This window comes from Pedobacter lusitanus (genome assembly GCF_040026395.1).
Taxonomy (GTDB): domain Bacteria; phylum Bacteroidota; class Bacteroidia; order Sphingobacteriales; family Sphingobacteriaceae; genus Pedobacter; species Pedobacter lusitanus.
In genome coordinates this window covers 2587246-2602267 of record NZ_CP157278.1, presented here as the reverse complement: position 1 = coordinate 2602267, position 15022 = coordinate 2587246, and the positions used below count along the sequence as shown (strand labels likewise).

At 41.5% G+C, this 15022-nt stretch carries 8 protein-coding genes, 2 tRNA genes and 3 rRNA genes; 7 read left to right on the top strand and 6 right to left on the bottom strand.

Annotated features, from left to right (window positions below):
- Positions 1 to 81: 81 nt before the first annotated feature.
- The 6 genes from PL_RS10980 to PL_RS10955 form a co-directional block, all read right to left on the bottom strand.
- Positions 82 to 1884: a M56 family metallopeptidase gene (locus tag PL_RS10980; RefSeq protein ID WP_348621684.1), complete on the bottom strand. Its 1803-nt coding sequence runs from the start codon at positions 1882 to 1884 to the stop codon at positions 82 to 84.
- 3 nt (positions 1885 to 1887) lie between these two features.
- Positions 1888 to 2271 (bottom strand): BlaI/MecI/CopY family transcriptional regulator, encoded by a 384-nt coding sequence (locus PL_RS10975; RefSeq protein WP_041884382.1) that lies wholly within the window; start codon positions 2269 to 2271, stop codon positions 1888 to 1890.
- A 107-nt stretch (positions 2272 to 2378) separates the two neighbouring features.
- The gene (locus tag PL_RS10970) at positions 2379 to 3281 is read right to left on the bottom strand and encodes a DUF4835 family protein (protein ID WP_041884384.1); all 903 of its coding nucleotides are present in this window, start codon (positions 3279 to 3281) and stop codon (positions 2379 to 2381) included.
- Positions 3278 to 4477 carry a bifunctional phosphopantothenoylcysteine decarboxylase/phosphopantothenate--cysteine ligase CoaBC gene (gene coaBC / locus PL_RS10965; RefSeq protein WP_041884387.1) on the bottom strand — a complete coding sequence of 400 codons (1200 nt, stop codon included), beginning with the start codon at positions 4475 to 4477 and terminating at the stop codon, positions 3278 to 3280. The genes PL_RS10970 and coaBC overlap by 4 nt, the downstream gene beginning before the upstream one ends.
- 46 nt (positions 4478 to 4523) lie before the next feature.
- Positions 4524 to 4850, bottom strand: a complete 327-nt coding sequence (locus tag PL_RS10960) for a DNA-directed RNA polymerase subunit omega (RefSeq protein WP_041884388.1) — start codon at positions 4848 to 4850, stop codon at positions 4524 to 4526.
- A complete protein-coding gene (locus PL_RS10955; protein ID WP_348621681.1) occupies positions 4850 to 5773 on the bottom strand; it encodes an outer membrane protein assembly factor BamD in 924 nt (307 codons plus the stop codon). Before PL_RS10955 ends, PL_RS10960 begins: the two co-directional genes overlap by 1 nt.
- A gap of 1503 nt (positions 5774 to 7276) precedes the next feature.
- Here PL_RS10955 and PL_RS10950 point away from each other — a divergent pair.
- From PL_RS10950 to PL_RS10920, 7 genes are all read left to right on the top strand, one after another.
- Positions 7277 to 8798, top strand: a 16S ribosomal RNA gene (locus tag PL_RS10950).
- A gap of 141 nt (positions 8799 to 8939) precedes the next feature.
- Positions 8940 to 9014, top strand: a tRNA-Ile gene (locus tag PL_RS10945).
- Between the two features lie 15 nt (positions 9015 to 9029).
- A tRNA-Ala gene (locus tag PL_RS10940) sits at positions 9030 to 9106 on the top strand.
- 229 nt (positions 9107 to 9335) lie between these two features.
- Positions 9336 to 12214, top strand: a 23S ribosomal RNA gene (locus PL_RS10935).
- 144 nt (positions 12215 to 12358) lie between these two features.
- Positions 12359 to 12470: ribosomal RNA gene (rrf, locus tag PL_RS10930) — 5S ribosomal RNA — on the top strand.
- Together the 16S, 23S and 5S rRNA genes with 2 tRNA genes alongside form the textbook arrangement of a ribosomal RNA operon.
- 293 nt (positions 12471 to 12763) lie before the next feature.
- Positions 12764 to 13744: an acyl-ACP desaturase gene (locus PL_RS10925; RefSeq protein ID WP_041883402.1), complete on the top strand. Its 981-nt coding sequence runs from the start codon at positions 12764 to 12766 to the stop codon at positions 13742 to 13744.
- Between the two features lie 190 nt (positions 13745 to 13934).
- Entirely contained in the window at positions 13935 to 14981 is a 1047-nt protein-coding gene (locus PL_RS10920; protein WP_041883403.1) for an aerolysin family beta-barrel pore-forming toxin, read from the top strand.
- Positions 14982 to 15022: the final 41 nt, after the last annotated feature.

Genomic DNA, 15022 nt, shown 5'->3' with positions numbered 1-15022 from the left:
AAAAAACGGCAGAAGATTTTTCTCCTGCCGTTGTGGTTATTTGTGTATTAAGGCTTTAGGGAATATTAATGTTTTTATCCTTTAATTATCTTTTTTGAGCTCTTTTGCTTTCAGCTTTTCTACATCTTCATCAAATTTCTTTTTCAATGCCTGATATTCTGCTGTTTGTTTAAGTTTCCGCTGATCTTCAGTTTCTTTGACGATGATGATTTTTGAAACATTATTAGAATTAATATTTTTTATCCTTTCTCTGAATTCAGGAGCGCTGACCATTTTTTGAGCATTCATAGCGGTTAATACGATTTCTCCCTGTAATTTTTTAAGTCTTTCTCTCTGAGCCGGTGAATCATATTTAGCTCTCATTTCTCTGGCCATTTTCTCCCATTTGGCACGTTCTTTAGTATTATCATATTTGGCCTGCATTTCAGCAGCATATTTTGCCCATTTAGCTTTCTCTTCAGGAGAATTGAATTTTTTCTCCAGTTCTGCCCCTCTTTTTTCCAGTTCTGCGCCTTTTTTCTCCATGCTGGCAGTCATGCTTGCCAGTTTACTTTCATCTGAAGCCAGACCGGCTATGACCATGTCTCTTACATCTGTAGCAAAATTCGCTATGGAAACCGTTACCTTAGGGCTCAGAACAGAATCAATTCTGATATTCAGCTTATCAGCCGGAATGTTTATATGATTTAAATAAGTTGTCTTGTATACATTTGGGCGGTCTGGGCTAAGGATGGTGGTGTCCAGACTGAAATCCTTAGTTGAATCTCCATTTTTATGGACAATAATTATCCTTTTTAGTTTCTTTTTTGAAGTATCTGCAGGGAGTTGAACTGAAGGTACTGTTACAGTTGGAGTTGCCAGTGATCTGACAGATTTTTTCGGTTTCTCACTTTTAGCCGGACTGATCCATGCCAGTGAAGCTATTGTTGCTATAATCAATGTAACAGCAAATAGCTTTTGTTTTGAATTCATATAGTTCGTTTTCATATCTGTGATTCTTTTAATCCGTTGATAGAGATGTTGATTTTTCCCCGTAGCTGCCAATGCGAATAGTGGCGATGTTTTATCGGTGAGTAATTCTACCTGAAGCAGGGCATGAGCATAAGTAAGTGGCGTATTGGTTAGGGTAACCACCAGGTCGTCGCAGGCATGTTCTCTTTCGATGTCTATGAATTTCCCTGTCAGCCACACAAAAGGATTGAAGAATAATATAGTATCAATCATAGTTCTGATCAGATTGAACAGGTAATCATTTCTTCTGATATGTGAGAGTTCATGAATAAGAATGGCTTCTACATGTTTCATGTCCATCTGCGCAGCTAAGGCTACCGGAAAGAGTACAACGGGTTTAAAGAAACCAATTACAAGCGGGACATTTACATGATCTGATAAATGGAATGATACATTTTTGCTGATAACCATCTTTTTGACCATGTTCTCAAAAAGAGTTTTCCATTCTTCCGGAATACTCAGACGTGCCGCTTTTTTGAGATCCTGTATTTTACGGTATCCTTTAAAAAGGATAATAGATTGTACGGTCAGACCAGCACCGTAAAATAAAACAAGGAAAGGAAATATTTTCTCTGCATAATTGATGACCGTTAATGCCAGCGGGGAATGATCAGGCTGAGCAGGCTGACCTATAGTATTAACTATTGTACTGTTTTCTGACGGCCATTTAAATACCGTAAAGAATGTAATCGCAAAAGAGATAAATATAATGACGTTGGCCAGGTAAGCCAGGTTGTATTTGACTTTTGCTTTCAGCTGAAATACACGAATCTGACTGGGAAGGAGTAATGCATAAATAATTGCTGCCTGCCACAACGAATGTAAAATGCTCCATCCGGTTGCCTGTATGAGATTGTTTAATAAAGCTTCCATATCTTATTTATGATCTAATTCATTTAAATATTTCTTTATCGCTTCTATTTCATCTTTGCTTGAGGTGTGGTTGCCCAGTGCCTGCATCACTAATCTTGCGGCTGATCCGCTAAAGGCATTATCAATTAATCTGGATACCAGGTGTTGCTGTGTTTTCTCCTGGCTGGCCAGTGCACTGTAGATATGAGTCTTTGAACTGGTGTCTCTTCTGACCAAGCCCTTTTCATGCATAATCTGCATAATTTTTAGGGTAGTTGTATAACCGGCTTCTTTGTTAAGCGTAAGTATTTCGTGAACTTCCCTGACTGTACAGTTCCTTTTCTCCCATAAAATCTGGAGTATTTCCAGTTCGCTCTCCGTTGGTTTTGCTGTAGTTTCTGACGACATATTTCATTTACGAATTGTTTCGTATTACTAATGTACGAATATATTCGTATATCCAAAATATATTTTTAGAAAAATAAATCAGCGTAGGAGGATTGTTTTTTAAATAGCTAGAGACCCTTTTTCAGAATTTCGTATTTGCTGATATTAGCCGGGTCAATCTCACTAAGCAGATTATAAGCCTGTATTTTGTCCTGGGTATTTCCTGTGGTCAGGATATTGACCATTTCCTCTGCTTTGGTGGCAAGGTATACGTTAGGGAAAATTGAACCCAGTTTCTGCTTATCCATTTGCTTCAGGTCGGGTAAAAATCCCATTAGCATCTGACAGCCTTTTGTTGGGTTTTCCTGGATACGGTCAAGTGTATTGGTATGATAGTTATAGATGAATATTCTCAGATCTTCAAAACTTTTGTCCAGCAGATTTTGATTTAACCAGTATCTGTTACGCAGACCATCATAAGCTTTCCAGCCACTGTTTCCTGAGACCTGTGCAACATTCAGAATATTCTGCGCTTTCAGATAGTAGGGTGTTCCACCCAGTTTGCTGAAACTATCTTTATCTAATCCGATGATTGTATAGGCATAGTAGGAGAGTAATGAACTCAGGTTACTCAAAAAATTCTGATCAGAGAAATTTACAGGTTCGCCTTCATTATAGTTGAAATCGAAATTTTTATCACTCAGATTGAGCAGAGTGCTATTATAGGAGGTGCCAAATATAGGTCTGCTGGTTTGTATCTGCGCATCTGCTTTATAAGAAGAACTTCCGTCCCAGGCACTGATCGTAATCACAAGATTACTTTCAATTCTTTCCTGAGGCTGATAAGTTTCGTTACTCCATTTATTGTTATTGAGAAAATCACGGACAGTATTCTGAATCAGCTCTATGTTCTTCTTATTCATGTTTGGCACAGTAGGAGCTGTGACCGTTACCCTTGTATTTAACTCCTGGCCAGAACCAGTTAAGAAAAAGAAGAGTGAAGCGAAAACTAGAGAAGTGATTTTTTTCATGCCTGGCGCAGCTTTAATATTTCAGTGCAAATATCTTTGGCAACTTCAGTTTTTGATTTTACTGTATATACCGTCTTTTCTAAGCACTGATTAAAGATAGTAATTTTGTTGGTATCTTTTTGAAAGCCTGCACCCGGATCATTCAGAGAATTGAGAATAATCAGATCAAGATTCTTTTTGACCAGCTTGGCTTTTGCATGTTCCTCTTCATTATTGGTCTCCAGTGCAAAACCGACAAGAATCTGATCTTTTGTTTTGGTCTGACCTAAGGTGGCCAGAATATCGATAGTCTTTTTCAGTTCGATACTGAATTCTTCAGTCGCTTTTTTGATTTTTTGTGAAGCTACATGAACAGGGGTATAATCGGCCACTGCTGCACTCATTACAGTGATAGCACTATCCTGAAAATTACTTTTACAGGCTTCGAGCATTTCGGCTGCGGTAGTTACATTGATTCTGTTTACATGTTGTAAACTTTTTTCTGCGGTTGGTCCGCTGATCAAAGTTACCTCTGCACCTAAACGCGCCATTTCATCGGCAAGGGCGAAACCCATTTTTCCCGAAGAGTGATTTCCTATAAAACGTACAGGGTCTATCGGTTCGTAAGTAGGGCCGGCAGTTACCATCACTTTTATACCTGACAGGGGGAGATCTTTTTTGATTGTGTCAGTAAGGAAGGCAACAATTTCTTCTGGTTCTGCCATTCTTCCTTCGCCATATAAACCACTGGCAAGCTCGCCGCTATTTGGGGCGATAATCGTATTAGCGAAACTTTGCAGCTTTTCTATATTGACTTTTGTACTTTCATGTCTCCACATATCCAGATCCATTGCCGGAGCATAAAAGACAGGACATTTTGCAGAAAGATAGACGGCACTAAGCAGGTTATCACAAAGACCATTGGCCATTTTACCAATTGTATTTGCACTGGCAGGGGCGATGACCATATAATCTGCCCACAGTCCTAATTCGACATGATTACTCCATACTCCGGTTTCCTCTTCGAAGTATCTGGTGTAAACAGGATTTTTTGATAGGGTGGCAAGTGTGAGCGGTGTAATGAAATTTGCCGCATCTGCAGTAAGAATTACCCTGACGTTTGCACCAGCTTTAATCAGTAATCTGACTAGTACTGCTGACTTATATGCTGCAATACTGCCGCAAACGCCAAGGATGATATTTTTATTTCTGAGCATGGTTTATTAATGCAAATGTTTATGCGATTTAATACCTATGCAAAATTTATTGTGAATCTTTAGATGGATTTCTGTGGTAAATTTTATCATTCAGAAATTCATCAATCGCAATAAGGCTTGGCTTTGGCATGCGCTCATAGTGCTTGCTGATTTCAATTTGTTCCCTGTTTTCGAAAATCTCTTCCAGGTTATCATTAGAAGAAGCAAACTCAGCTAATTTGCCATGTAACTCCTCTTTCATGTTATTTGAAATCTGATTAGCCCTTTTAGAAATAATCACTAAAGACTCATAAATGTTGTTGGTCTTCTGATCTAAATCATTTACATTTCTTGTTACCGTAGTATTTGGTATTGCGGGTTTATTCGTATTCATTATGGCTTGGGGGTTTTAATCGTGGTAGTATCTTTTTTCGCATCTTTTTCCATTAATGCTTTATATTTTGCAGTTAATTTGGCATCCTGTGCCATCAATTGTTTTGCACTCGCTATTCCGTCTTCGCTATTCGTTTTCAGTGTTTTCACTTCTGGAATATACTTGCTTTCAGGATGAGCTTCAATAAATTCATTTGCATAACCAATTGCCTCGTTATATCTGTCTTCCTGACGGAATGCATAACTGTTTTTAGCATATGAATACTGTGATTTAACAATCAGCAGGTCCATTTCTTCTACATATTTAATATCCGGGAAATCGATTTCTGCATTTTTCAGCGCAATAACAGATGATTTGTAGTAAGATAAATCGTATCCACCCAAATCATAATATAGTCTTGCATTGGTATAAGCTTTTAACTCAAGTTTTGCACGCAGATCAGTAATATACTGACTTGCCTGAGCAACACGCTCACTCTTAGGATATAAGTTGATGAACAATTGCAGGGCATCGATTGCTTTATATGTGTTTTCCTGTTCTAATGTGTATTCAGGAGAATCCAGGTAATAGCAGTAAGCACCCATATATCTGCATTCTTCAGCATTTTTACTTGTTGGATATGTATCCGCGAAGTATTTGAACTGATAACGGGCAGTTGTATAATCCTTTAGTCTGTATAAGGTATAAGCGTAGTAGTAATTCAAATCCTCTGCTTCAGTTCTTCCTCTATATTTCTGAGAAAGATCTTCAAATAAGATAAGGGCTTTTGAATAATCCTTCTTGTTATATAGTTTTATTGCCTCCTGGTATTTTTTGGCTACATCATTGCTCAGCCTGATTTTTTCAAAACGGCTTTTGCAACCTGCAATACTCAGGGCAATAACGGTAAAACTTAGTATAAAAACGTGTTTAATTTTAAACATTGTGCAAAGATAAGTTAATAATACGATAACGTCAATTAAAAATAATCGACCGCTAAGCTAGATAAAGCCTTTTTATAAGTCAAGCTGTTAACATATTTTAACAAATAAATTCTCCGGATACAGTAAGCCTGTGTGACTAATAGCCGAAATAAAGCGTGAAATGGCTGTTTTTGGGGATTTAATTTGGCTATAGATCTGGTTCCGCGGGTTTATTTATCCTGTAGAAGGGGATCTGAAATTTTATTGGGCGTTCTTAATTTATAAGGTATTGCCGGCCCTAAGATGGGTAATTTTGTTTGGGTGAAAGGGAGTCAGCTGTTTTTATATAGTATATATAGTGTATGCAGATTAAGTTATGTAACTCTTAAAGGAGGAAAGTGTGAAGGGTGTTTGTGGTCCGGGTTGGTATAGGGTTGGTATACCCCTGGGGTATACCAACCCTATACCAACCCGGAAGTCTTATTGGGCCGTGAGCTGACTTGTTGTTATCTGTGTGCATTGAACAAATCTGTTAGATGTGTGCTATAAAGAAATGGTCATCTGGCTGGAGTATATATATCATGACCGGTATTAGATTGTATTGTTTGGGTTGGGTAGGTGTTGTGTGGCCTGTTGAAGTGGTATTGAAGTAGCCTTGAACTGGGGTTGAACTGGCCTGGGCTACTTCAAGGCTAGTTCAACCCGTACCACAAGCCCTGTCATATCGAAGTTGTCCCGGGATCAGTTGAGATTGAATGTTGAAATTGTGGTGATGAGAGGTGAAAGGGCAGGTCTATGTGATGTAATTGTGCGATTTGAGAGCTGCGATTGCTTAGTTAACCGGGCTGATGCTGCTGTTAATCGGTGTAATTGGACTTCATGCTGTTGTTAAATACTGCACTATTAAGGCTTCATTGAAGGAAAGCTGATCGCTCTGCTGCTGCTGCTGAAAATAGTTTACGGTATTTTGGGTTGATAATCATGTAGTTAAAGGAATGATACAATTAATAGTGTGTTAATGTTTGGATAGCGGCATAATTTTCCTACTTTTGCATCCCGCTTCGGAGGAAGGGAAACAGTGAAAAGGATATGGAGAGGGTGCAAAAACAGAGATTGGTTGAGTTTGAAGAAGGAATAAAAAACTTCAAAAATAAAAAATAAAAAGCTTGACAAATTAAAAAAGATTTCTACCTTTGCAGTCCCAACAAAAACGGGAAGCTTTACAACGGATGTTGACAAAGCAATAACAACAAGATTGAAACGATGAGAAGCTGGAAAAGACCTTAAGAACATTAAGACTTGAGGGATTAGAAAGATTAGCATTGCAACATATATAGACTGCCGGGAGGTTAAGTCGAGAAGTTCATTAAAGAGATGTCATTTACAAACGTAGCGAGGTAAACACGTACAAGTTCAAAGTACATGAACCGCGCGAGTTTTTTAAGTCTATTCTGACAGACAAATAAGAATAAAGACTATTATTAATACAAGTTAAGAATGGTCAGCGTTCAAACAACACATTTTACAATGGAGAGTTTGATCCTGGCTCAGGATGAACGCTAGCGGCAGGCCTAATACATGCAAGTCGAACGATAGTTACCAGCTTGCTGGTAGCGAAAGTGGCGCACGGGTGCGTAACGCGTATGCAACCTACCTTAATCAGGGGGATAGCCCGAAGAAATTCGGATTAACACCGCATAAAATCACAGTACAGCATTGTACAATGATCAAATATTTATAGGATTAAGATGGGCATGCGTGACATTAGTTAGTTGGCGGGGTAACGGCCCACCAAGACCACGATGTCTAGGGGATCTGAGAGGATGACCCCCCACACTGGTACTGAGACACGGACCAGACTCCTACGGGAGGCAGCAGTAAGGAATATTGGTCAATGGAGGCAACTCTGAACCAGCCATGCCGCGTGCAGGAAGACAGCCCTCTGGGTCGTAAACTGCTTTTATTCGGGAATAAACCACATTACGTGTAATGTGCTGAATGTACCGAAGGAATAAGGATCGGCTAACTCCGTGCCAGCAGCCGCGGTAATACGGAGGATCCAAGCGTTATCCGGATTTATTGGGTTTAAAGGGTGCGTAGGCGGCTTTTTAAGTCAGGGGTGAAAGACGGTGGCTCAACCATCGCAGTGCCCTTGATACTGAAGAGCTTGAATGAATTAGAGGTAGGCGGAATGTGACAAGTAGCGGTGAAATGCATAGATATGTCACAGAACACCGATTGCGAAGGCAGCTTACTATGATTTTATTGACGCTGAGGCACGAAAGCGTGGGGATCAAACAGGATTAGATACCCTGGTAGTCCACGCCCTAAACGATGAATACTCGCTGTTAGCGATACACAGTTAGCGGCTAAGCGAAAGCGTTAAGTATTCCACCTGGGGAGTACGGTCGCAAGATTGAAACTCAAAGGAATTGACGGGGGCCCGCACAAGCGGAGGAGCATGTGGTTTAATTCGATGATACGCGAGGAACCTTACCCGGGCTTGAAAGTTAGTGAATCATTTAGAGATAGATGAGTCCGCAAGGACACGAAACTAGGTGCTGCATGGCTGTCGTCAGCTCGTGCCGTGAGGTGTTGGGTTAAGTCCCGCAACGAGCGCAACCCCTATGTTTAGTTGCCAGCACGTTAAGGTGGGGACTCTAAACAGACTGCCTGTGCAAACAGAGAGGAAGGAGGGGACGACGTCAAGTCATCATGGCCCTTACGTCCGGGGCTACACACGTGCTACAATGGATGGTACAGAGGGCAGCAAGCTGGTAACAGCAAGCAAATCTCCAAAAGCCATTCACAGTTCGGATAGAGGTCTGCAACTCGACCTCTTGAAGTTGGATTCGCTAGTAATCGTATATCAGCAATGATACGGTGAATACGTTCCCGGGCCTTGTACACACCGCCCGTCAAGCCATGGAAGTTGGGGGTACCTAAAGTATGTAACCGCAAGGAGCGTCCTAGGGTAAAACCGATAACTGGGGCTAAGTCGTAACAAGGTAGCCGTACCGGAAGGTGCGGCTGGAATACCTCCTTTCTGGAGAAAGGTAGATTACTCGCTGCGTAAATGATATACCGATTGATCAATTGGTATAAGTAAATGACAACAAATCTCAAAAGAAAAACCCATAGGATGAAACATCGAATAAGTGTTCACCTACTGCAGTAAAGACAATTTAGTCCCGTAGCTCAGTTTGGTTAGAGCACTACACTGATAATGTAGGGGTCAGCAGTTCAAATCTGCTCGGGACTACAGTTATAATTCTAAGGGGGATTAGCTCAGCTGGCTAGAGCGCCTGCCTTGCACGCAGGAGGTCAACGGTTCGACTCCGTTATTCTCCACCATTGGCCCGTACTTAAGATAAAAGGTACAGGAAATAGGATACGAGTAGAAATACAAATATCTGGGACAATAAAGTTCTTTGACATATTGGAAGAAGTTAATAAAGAAGAGCAAACAACAATAGAGACGTTGTTAGCTTGAAGGAAGGTAAAGGTGCTTGCACTGATACAATCCGTAGGGTTAATAACCATCAAAAAAAGCATTTCCATAGGCGCAAAAGGCTATGGAGAGAAGAAAGTAAGAAAGAGTACACAGGGGATGCCTTGGCTCTCAGAGGCGATGAAGGACGTGATAAGCTGCGATAAGCTTCGGGTATTAGCAAATATGAATTAATCCGAAGATTTCCGAATGGGGAAACCTGGCTAGTTGAAGACTAGTCGCATTACGATGCGCAAACCTGCCGAACTGAAACATCTAAGTAAGCAGAGGAAGAGAAAATAATAATGATTTCCAAAGTAGTGGCGAGCGAACTGGAAAGAGCCCAAACCAGCTATGTTACGGCATAACTGGGGTTGTAGGACTACGATGTGGCATTAATGAAATGAAGTGGAACAGGATGGGAAGCCTGGCAATATAGCGTGAGAGCCGCGTACACGTAAGTAACATTAGTCTAGTAGTATCCTGAGTACCGCGAGGTCGGAGACGCCTTGTGGGAATCTGCCGGCACCATCCGGTAAGGCTAAATACTCCTGAGAGACCGATAGTGAACCAGTACCGTGAGGGAAAGGTGAAAAGAACCCCGAACAGGGGAGTGAAATAGAACCTGAAACTGTGTACTTACAAGCGGTCGGAGCGTCCAGGTGGCGTGACGGCGTGCCTTTTGCATAATGAGCCTACGAGTTACTCTTCTCTGGCAAGGTTAAATGTTTAAGACATGGATCCGAAGCGAAAGCGAGTCTGAATAGGGCGTATAGTCAGGGGAGGTAGACGCGAAACCTTGTGATCTACCCATGGACAGGTTGAAGGTGCGGTAACACGTACTGGAGGACCGAACCGATAAACGTTGAAAAGTTTCCGGATGATCTGTGGGTAGGGGTGAAAGGCTAATCAAACTGGGAAATAGCTCGTACTCCCCGAAATGTTTTTAGGAACAGCGTGGTGGTTAAGTTTACTAGAGGTAGAGCTACTGATTGGGTGCGGGGGAGTCAAATCCTACCAAATCCAGACAAACTCCGAATGCTATTAAATATACACTGCAGTGAGGCCCGGGGTGCTAAGGTCACGGGCCGAGAGGGAAAGAACCCAGACCATCAGCTAAGGTCCCTAAGTTACTACTAAGTTGAACTAACGAGGTGCGATTGCCTAGACAGCTAGGATGTTGGCTTGGAAGCAGCCATTCATTTAAAGAGTGCGTAACAGCTCACTAGTCGAGCGATCGTGCATGGATAATAAACGGGCATAAAGTAGTACACCGAAGCTATGGGTAATATTAATATTACGGTAGGGGAGCATTCCAGCGGCAGCGAAGTTTTGGCGTAAGCCAGGGTGGAGCTTCTGGAAAAGCAAATGTAGGCATAAGTAACGATAAGGCAGGCGAGAAACCTGCCCACCGAAAGGATAAGGTTTCCTGATCAACGCTAATCGGATCAGGGTTAGTCGGGGCCTAAGGAGAACCCGAAGGGGAAATTCGATGGACAACTGGTTAATATTCCAGTACTTTTTATAACTGCGATGTGGGGACGGAGTAGTGACACTGCCGCGATCTGACGGAATAGATCGTTAAAGACTGTAGGTATAGGGAATGTAGGCAAATCCGCATTCTTTGCTAAAGGTCGATAGTACCGCAAGCCTTCGGGTAAGTGGATAGCGCAGGTAATCAGACTTCCAAGAAAAACCGCTAAGCTTCAGGTTATAAAAACCCGTACCGCAAACCGACACAGGTATCCGGGAAGAGAATTCTAAGGTGCTCGAGTGAATCATGGCTAAGGAACTCGGCAAAATGGCCCTGTAACTTCGGGAGAAGGGGCGCTGACAGCAATGTCAGCCGCAGTGAAAAGGCCCAGGCGACTGTTTAACAAAAACACATGGCTTTGCAAAATCGAAAGATGAAGTATAAGGCCTGACACCTGCCCGGTGCTGGAAGGTTAAGAGGGGATGTTAGTCGCAAGGCGAAGCATTGAATCGAAGCCCCAGTAAACGGCGGCCGTAACTATAACGGTCCTAAGGTAGCGAAATTCCTTGTCGGGTAAGTTCCGACCTGCACGAATGGTGTAACGATCTGGGCGCTGTCTCAGCCATGAGCTCGGTGAAATTGTGGTCCCGGTGAAGACGCCGGGTACCCGCAACGGGACGGAAAGACCCCATGCACCTTCACTACAATTTAACATTGACATTGGATACAGGATGTGTAGGATAGGTGGGAGACTATGAAGTGGCATCGCTAGGTGTTGTGGAGTCAACGTTGAAATACCACCCTTTTTGTATTCGGTGTCTAACTCTTTCAGGAGAGGACATTGTTTGATGGGTAGTTTGACTGGGGTGGTCGCCTCCAAAAAGGTAACGGAGGCTTTCAAAGGTAAGCTCAATACGCTTGGTAACCGTATGAGGAGTGCAATAGCATAAGCTTGCTTGACTGTGAGGCAGACAAGCCGAGCAGGGTCGAAAGACGGATATAGTGATCCGGTGGTTCTGCATGGAAGGGCCATCGCTCAAAGGATAAAAGGTACGCTGGGGATAACAGGCTGATCTCCCCCAAGAGCTCATATCGACGGGGAGGTTTGGCACCTCGATGTCGGCTCGTCACATCCTGGGGCTGGAGAAGGTCCCAAGGGTTCGGCTGTTCGCCGATTAAAGTGGCACGCGAGCTGGGTTCAGAACGTCGCGAGACAGTTCGGTCCCTATCTGTTGTGGGCGTAGGAATTTTGAGTGGGGCTGACCTTAGTACGAGAGGACCGGGTTGGACTAACCTCTAGTGAATCTGTTGTTCCGCCAGGGGCATTGCAGAGTAGCTACGTTGGGAATAGATAAGCGCTGAAAGCATCTAAGTGCGAAACTAGCCACGAGATGAGAATTCCATATAGGACCGTAGCAGACTACTACGTTGATAGGTTACAGATGTAAAGCTGGTGACAGCATAGTCGAGTAATACTAATCATCCGAAGCTTTCAAGAGCAATAAACTGTTGTTTGTTCTTCATAACTAACTTCTTTCAATAATATGTCATCGTTTGTCTCTGAGCTGGAAACAGGATAACTGTAAAGGTTATTTGGAGAAAAACAAATAAAATACTGATCAATAACAATTGATAAAGACATTTAGGTGCCTATATCGGTGGTGTCCACCTCTTCCCATTCCGAACAGAGAAGTTAAGCCCACCAGAGCCGATGGTACTGCGGTAACACGTGGGAGAGTAGGTCGGTGCCAAATCTTAAAGAAAGCTTGTAGGAAACTACAGGCTTTTCTTGTTTATAGACCATCCGGTTTGTATGCTTTTATAATCTCCTTCTCATGGAATCAGTGCTGATTCTTATGATTTATTATCGCTAAAATTTACAACAATTTTCTATTTTCAAACGTTCTACATACAGATGTATAAAATTCTTTTAGAGTTTGTCTTCACAGATAAACATTTTTTAGCTTAATCTGCTATTAAGTGCTGCCAGAAAGGCATTATGAAATAATTTTGGTTATCTTTGGTGTTAAACTAAAACACACATATAATGAGTTTTTTTGCTGAAAAAAGACGGGAAGTAATGCTTCACATTGAGCAGTATATGCTTGATATGATGGGTACTTACCTGAAACCGATTGATACTAATTGGCAGCCGACTGATTTTTTGCCTGTTTCTACCAGTGATACTTTTATTCAAGATATAAAATCTCTTCGCGAAACTGCAAATGACCTTTCGTACGATCTGGTTGCTGTACTAATTGGCGATACTATTACAGAAGAGGCATTGCCAACATACGAATCATGGTTATCCATGGTTGATGGCGTTTCCAGAAATGAACAGGGTGGCTGGATGAAGTGGGTACGCCACTGGACTGCTGAAGAAAACAGACATGGAGATTTGTTAAACAGATACCTTTATTTATCAGGACGTGTTGATATGCGTCAAATGGAAATCTCCACACAATATCTTATTGCTGATGGTTTTGATATTGGTACCGGTCATGATCCTTACCGTAACTTTATTTATACGAGTTTCCAGGAACTGGCAACCAATGTATCTCACCGCAGAGTAGCTTCTCTGGCTAAGAAAGACGGAGATACATTACTATCAAAAATTTGTGGTGTAATTGCTTCCGATGAAGCGAGACATGCAAAGGCTTATAAAGACTTTATGTCTAAAATCTTTGAGGTCGATCCTAGTGAAGCTATGATTGCTTTCGAAGATATGATGCGTATGAAGATAGTTATGCCAGCTCACTTCCTGAGAGAAATGGGCTTAAAGATGGGACAGACTTTTGGCCATTTTACTGATGCTGCACAACGTTTAGGTGTGTATACTGCAATTGATTATGTAGAGATCATGCAACAGCTTATTGTAGAATGGAAAATTGAAAGTATGCAGGATCTTAATGAAGCCGGTGAAAAAGCACGTGATTATATCATGGCTCTGCCAAGCCGTTTGTTACGTGTTGCAGAAAGAATGAAAACTCCTGTTATGGATTATAAATTTAGCTGGATACATGCATAAAAAAGTATTAACTGCTAACCACAGATCTTATTATACAGAAAAGGCCCGGATAACTTATCCGGGCCTTTTCTGTATAATAAGATTTTGGTATATAAAGTGTAGCTTATTGTAACTTTTGTTTATTGTTTTTAATAATTAATTAAGCGTATAGCTTTGAGTTTATTCTATATTAGACTGGATATATAACTATATGATTAGGAGAAACAAAATGAAAATAGCCGCTGCAATGATTGCATTAACCGTATTTTTTATCGCGGGATGCAGTAAAAAAAATGAAGATAGTTTAACCACTAAACAAGGTACTGGAAACGCTGCCACCGGCAACATGAAAAGTACTACGTTGAAAGAAATGGGGTATAATAATGTAGAAGAGATGCTTAAAAACGGATGGCAGCTTGTTCAGGAGTTTAAGCCTGAACCTGTATCAGCATCCGGAGCTGCATTGAAATCAGGTGCAGCTTCTGCTGTACAACAAGATAACAATATCCCTTTGACTCTAGATCATTTAAGACAATTAGGATATAACCCGGATAATGATGCCGGCAGAATAATTTTGAAAGATTTGTTCCGCCGGAATGGCGTCAGACCTGATGGTATAGTACTCAGCAGAAGTCAGTATATCGAAGGGGGAGTTGTGTCATCAGATGTAGCCAATGGTAGTATACAGGCTTATGTGACGACCGGATCGCCAATAGTAACTGTTGATGCCAAAGGCATTGAATATCCGGATGAAGTATACACTACAGAAGCAATTAATAATGCAGAGACCAGTGCTAAAATTACAGTAGATTATACTTATCAGTCGGGCTATAAAACCAGCTGGGCAAGACAAGTGACAGGTTCCTTTAAACTTGGTGCTAAGGGCAAAATTGGAATTCCTTTTGTTGCCGAAGGAGAGGTGAGCACTGAAATTATGATTGGTGGTGCTACAACTGATGGTACGGAGTCATCCAACACTAAAACCATAAAGAGTGCCTATACAGCTGACGTGCCTGGAAACTCAAAGGTGATTATTACTGTCCTGACTAAGAAAAAACAATCTAAGGTATCCTATAAAGTGCCAATGGCGATAACAGGGAAACTGAGCGTGAATTATCCCAGCGCTGTAGATGGACATTACTTCTGGTATGATAACGCAAACATCTTATTAAAGAATCCTAAAGCAGAAGAAGGAGTTGCTCAGGCAGTAGAGAATATAACCACACAGATTATTGCATCAAAACCTATAAAACTCTAATTCGTCAGTTTATTTTCTAATATGCTGATCAAAAATAAATG

Coding starts and splice junctions, on each gene's coding strand:
- PL_RS10980 (WP_348621684.1), bottom strand. CDS start 1,884: ATGGAAGCTTTATTAAACAATCTCATACAGGCAACCGGATGGAGCATT.
- PL_RS10975 (WP_041884382.1), bottom strand. CDS start 2,271: ATGTCGTCAGAAACTACAGCAAAACCAACGGAGAGCGAACTGGAAATA.
- PL_RS10970 (WP_041884384.1), bottom strand. CDS start 3,281: ATGAAAAAAATCACTTCTCTAGTTTTCGCTTCACTCTTCTTTTTCTTA.
- coaBC (WP_041884387.1), bottom strand. CDS start 4,477: ATGCTCAGAAATAAAAATATCATCCTTGGCGTTTGCGGCAGTATTGCA.
- PL_RS10960 (WP_041884388.1), bottom strand. CDS start 4,850: ATGAATACGAATAAACCCGCAATACCAAATACTACGGTAACAAGAAAT.
- PL_RS10955 (WP_348621681.1), bottom strand. CDS start 5,773: ATGTTTAAAATTAAACACGTTTTTATACTAAGTTTTACCGTTATTGCC.
- PL_RS10925 (WP_041883402.1), top strand. CDS start 12,764: ATGAGTTTTTTTGCTGAAAAAAGACGGGAAGTAATGCTTCACATTGAG.
- PL_RS10920 (WP_041883403.1), top strand. CDS start 13,935: ATGATTAGGAGAAACAAAATGAAAATAGCCGCTGCAATGATTGCATTA.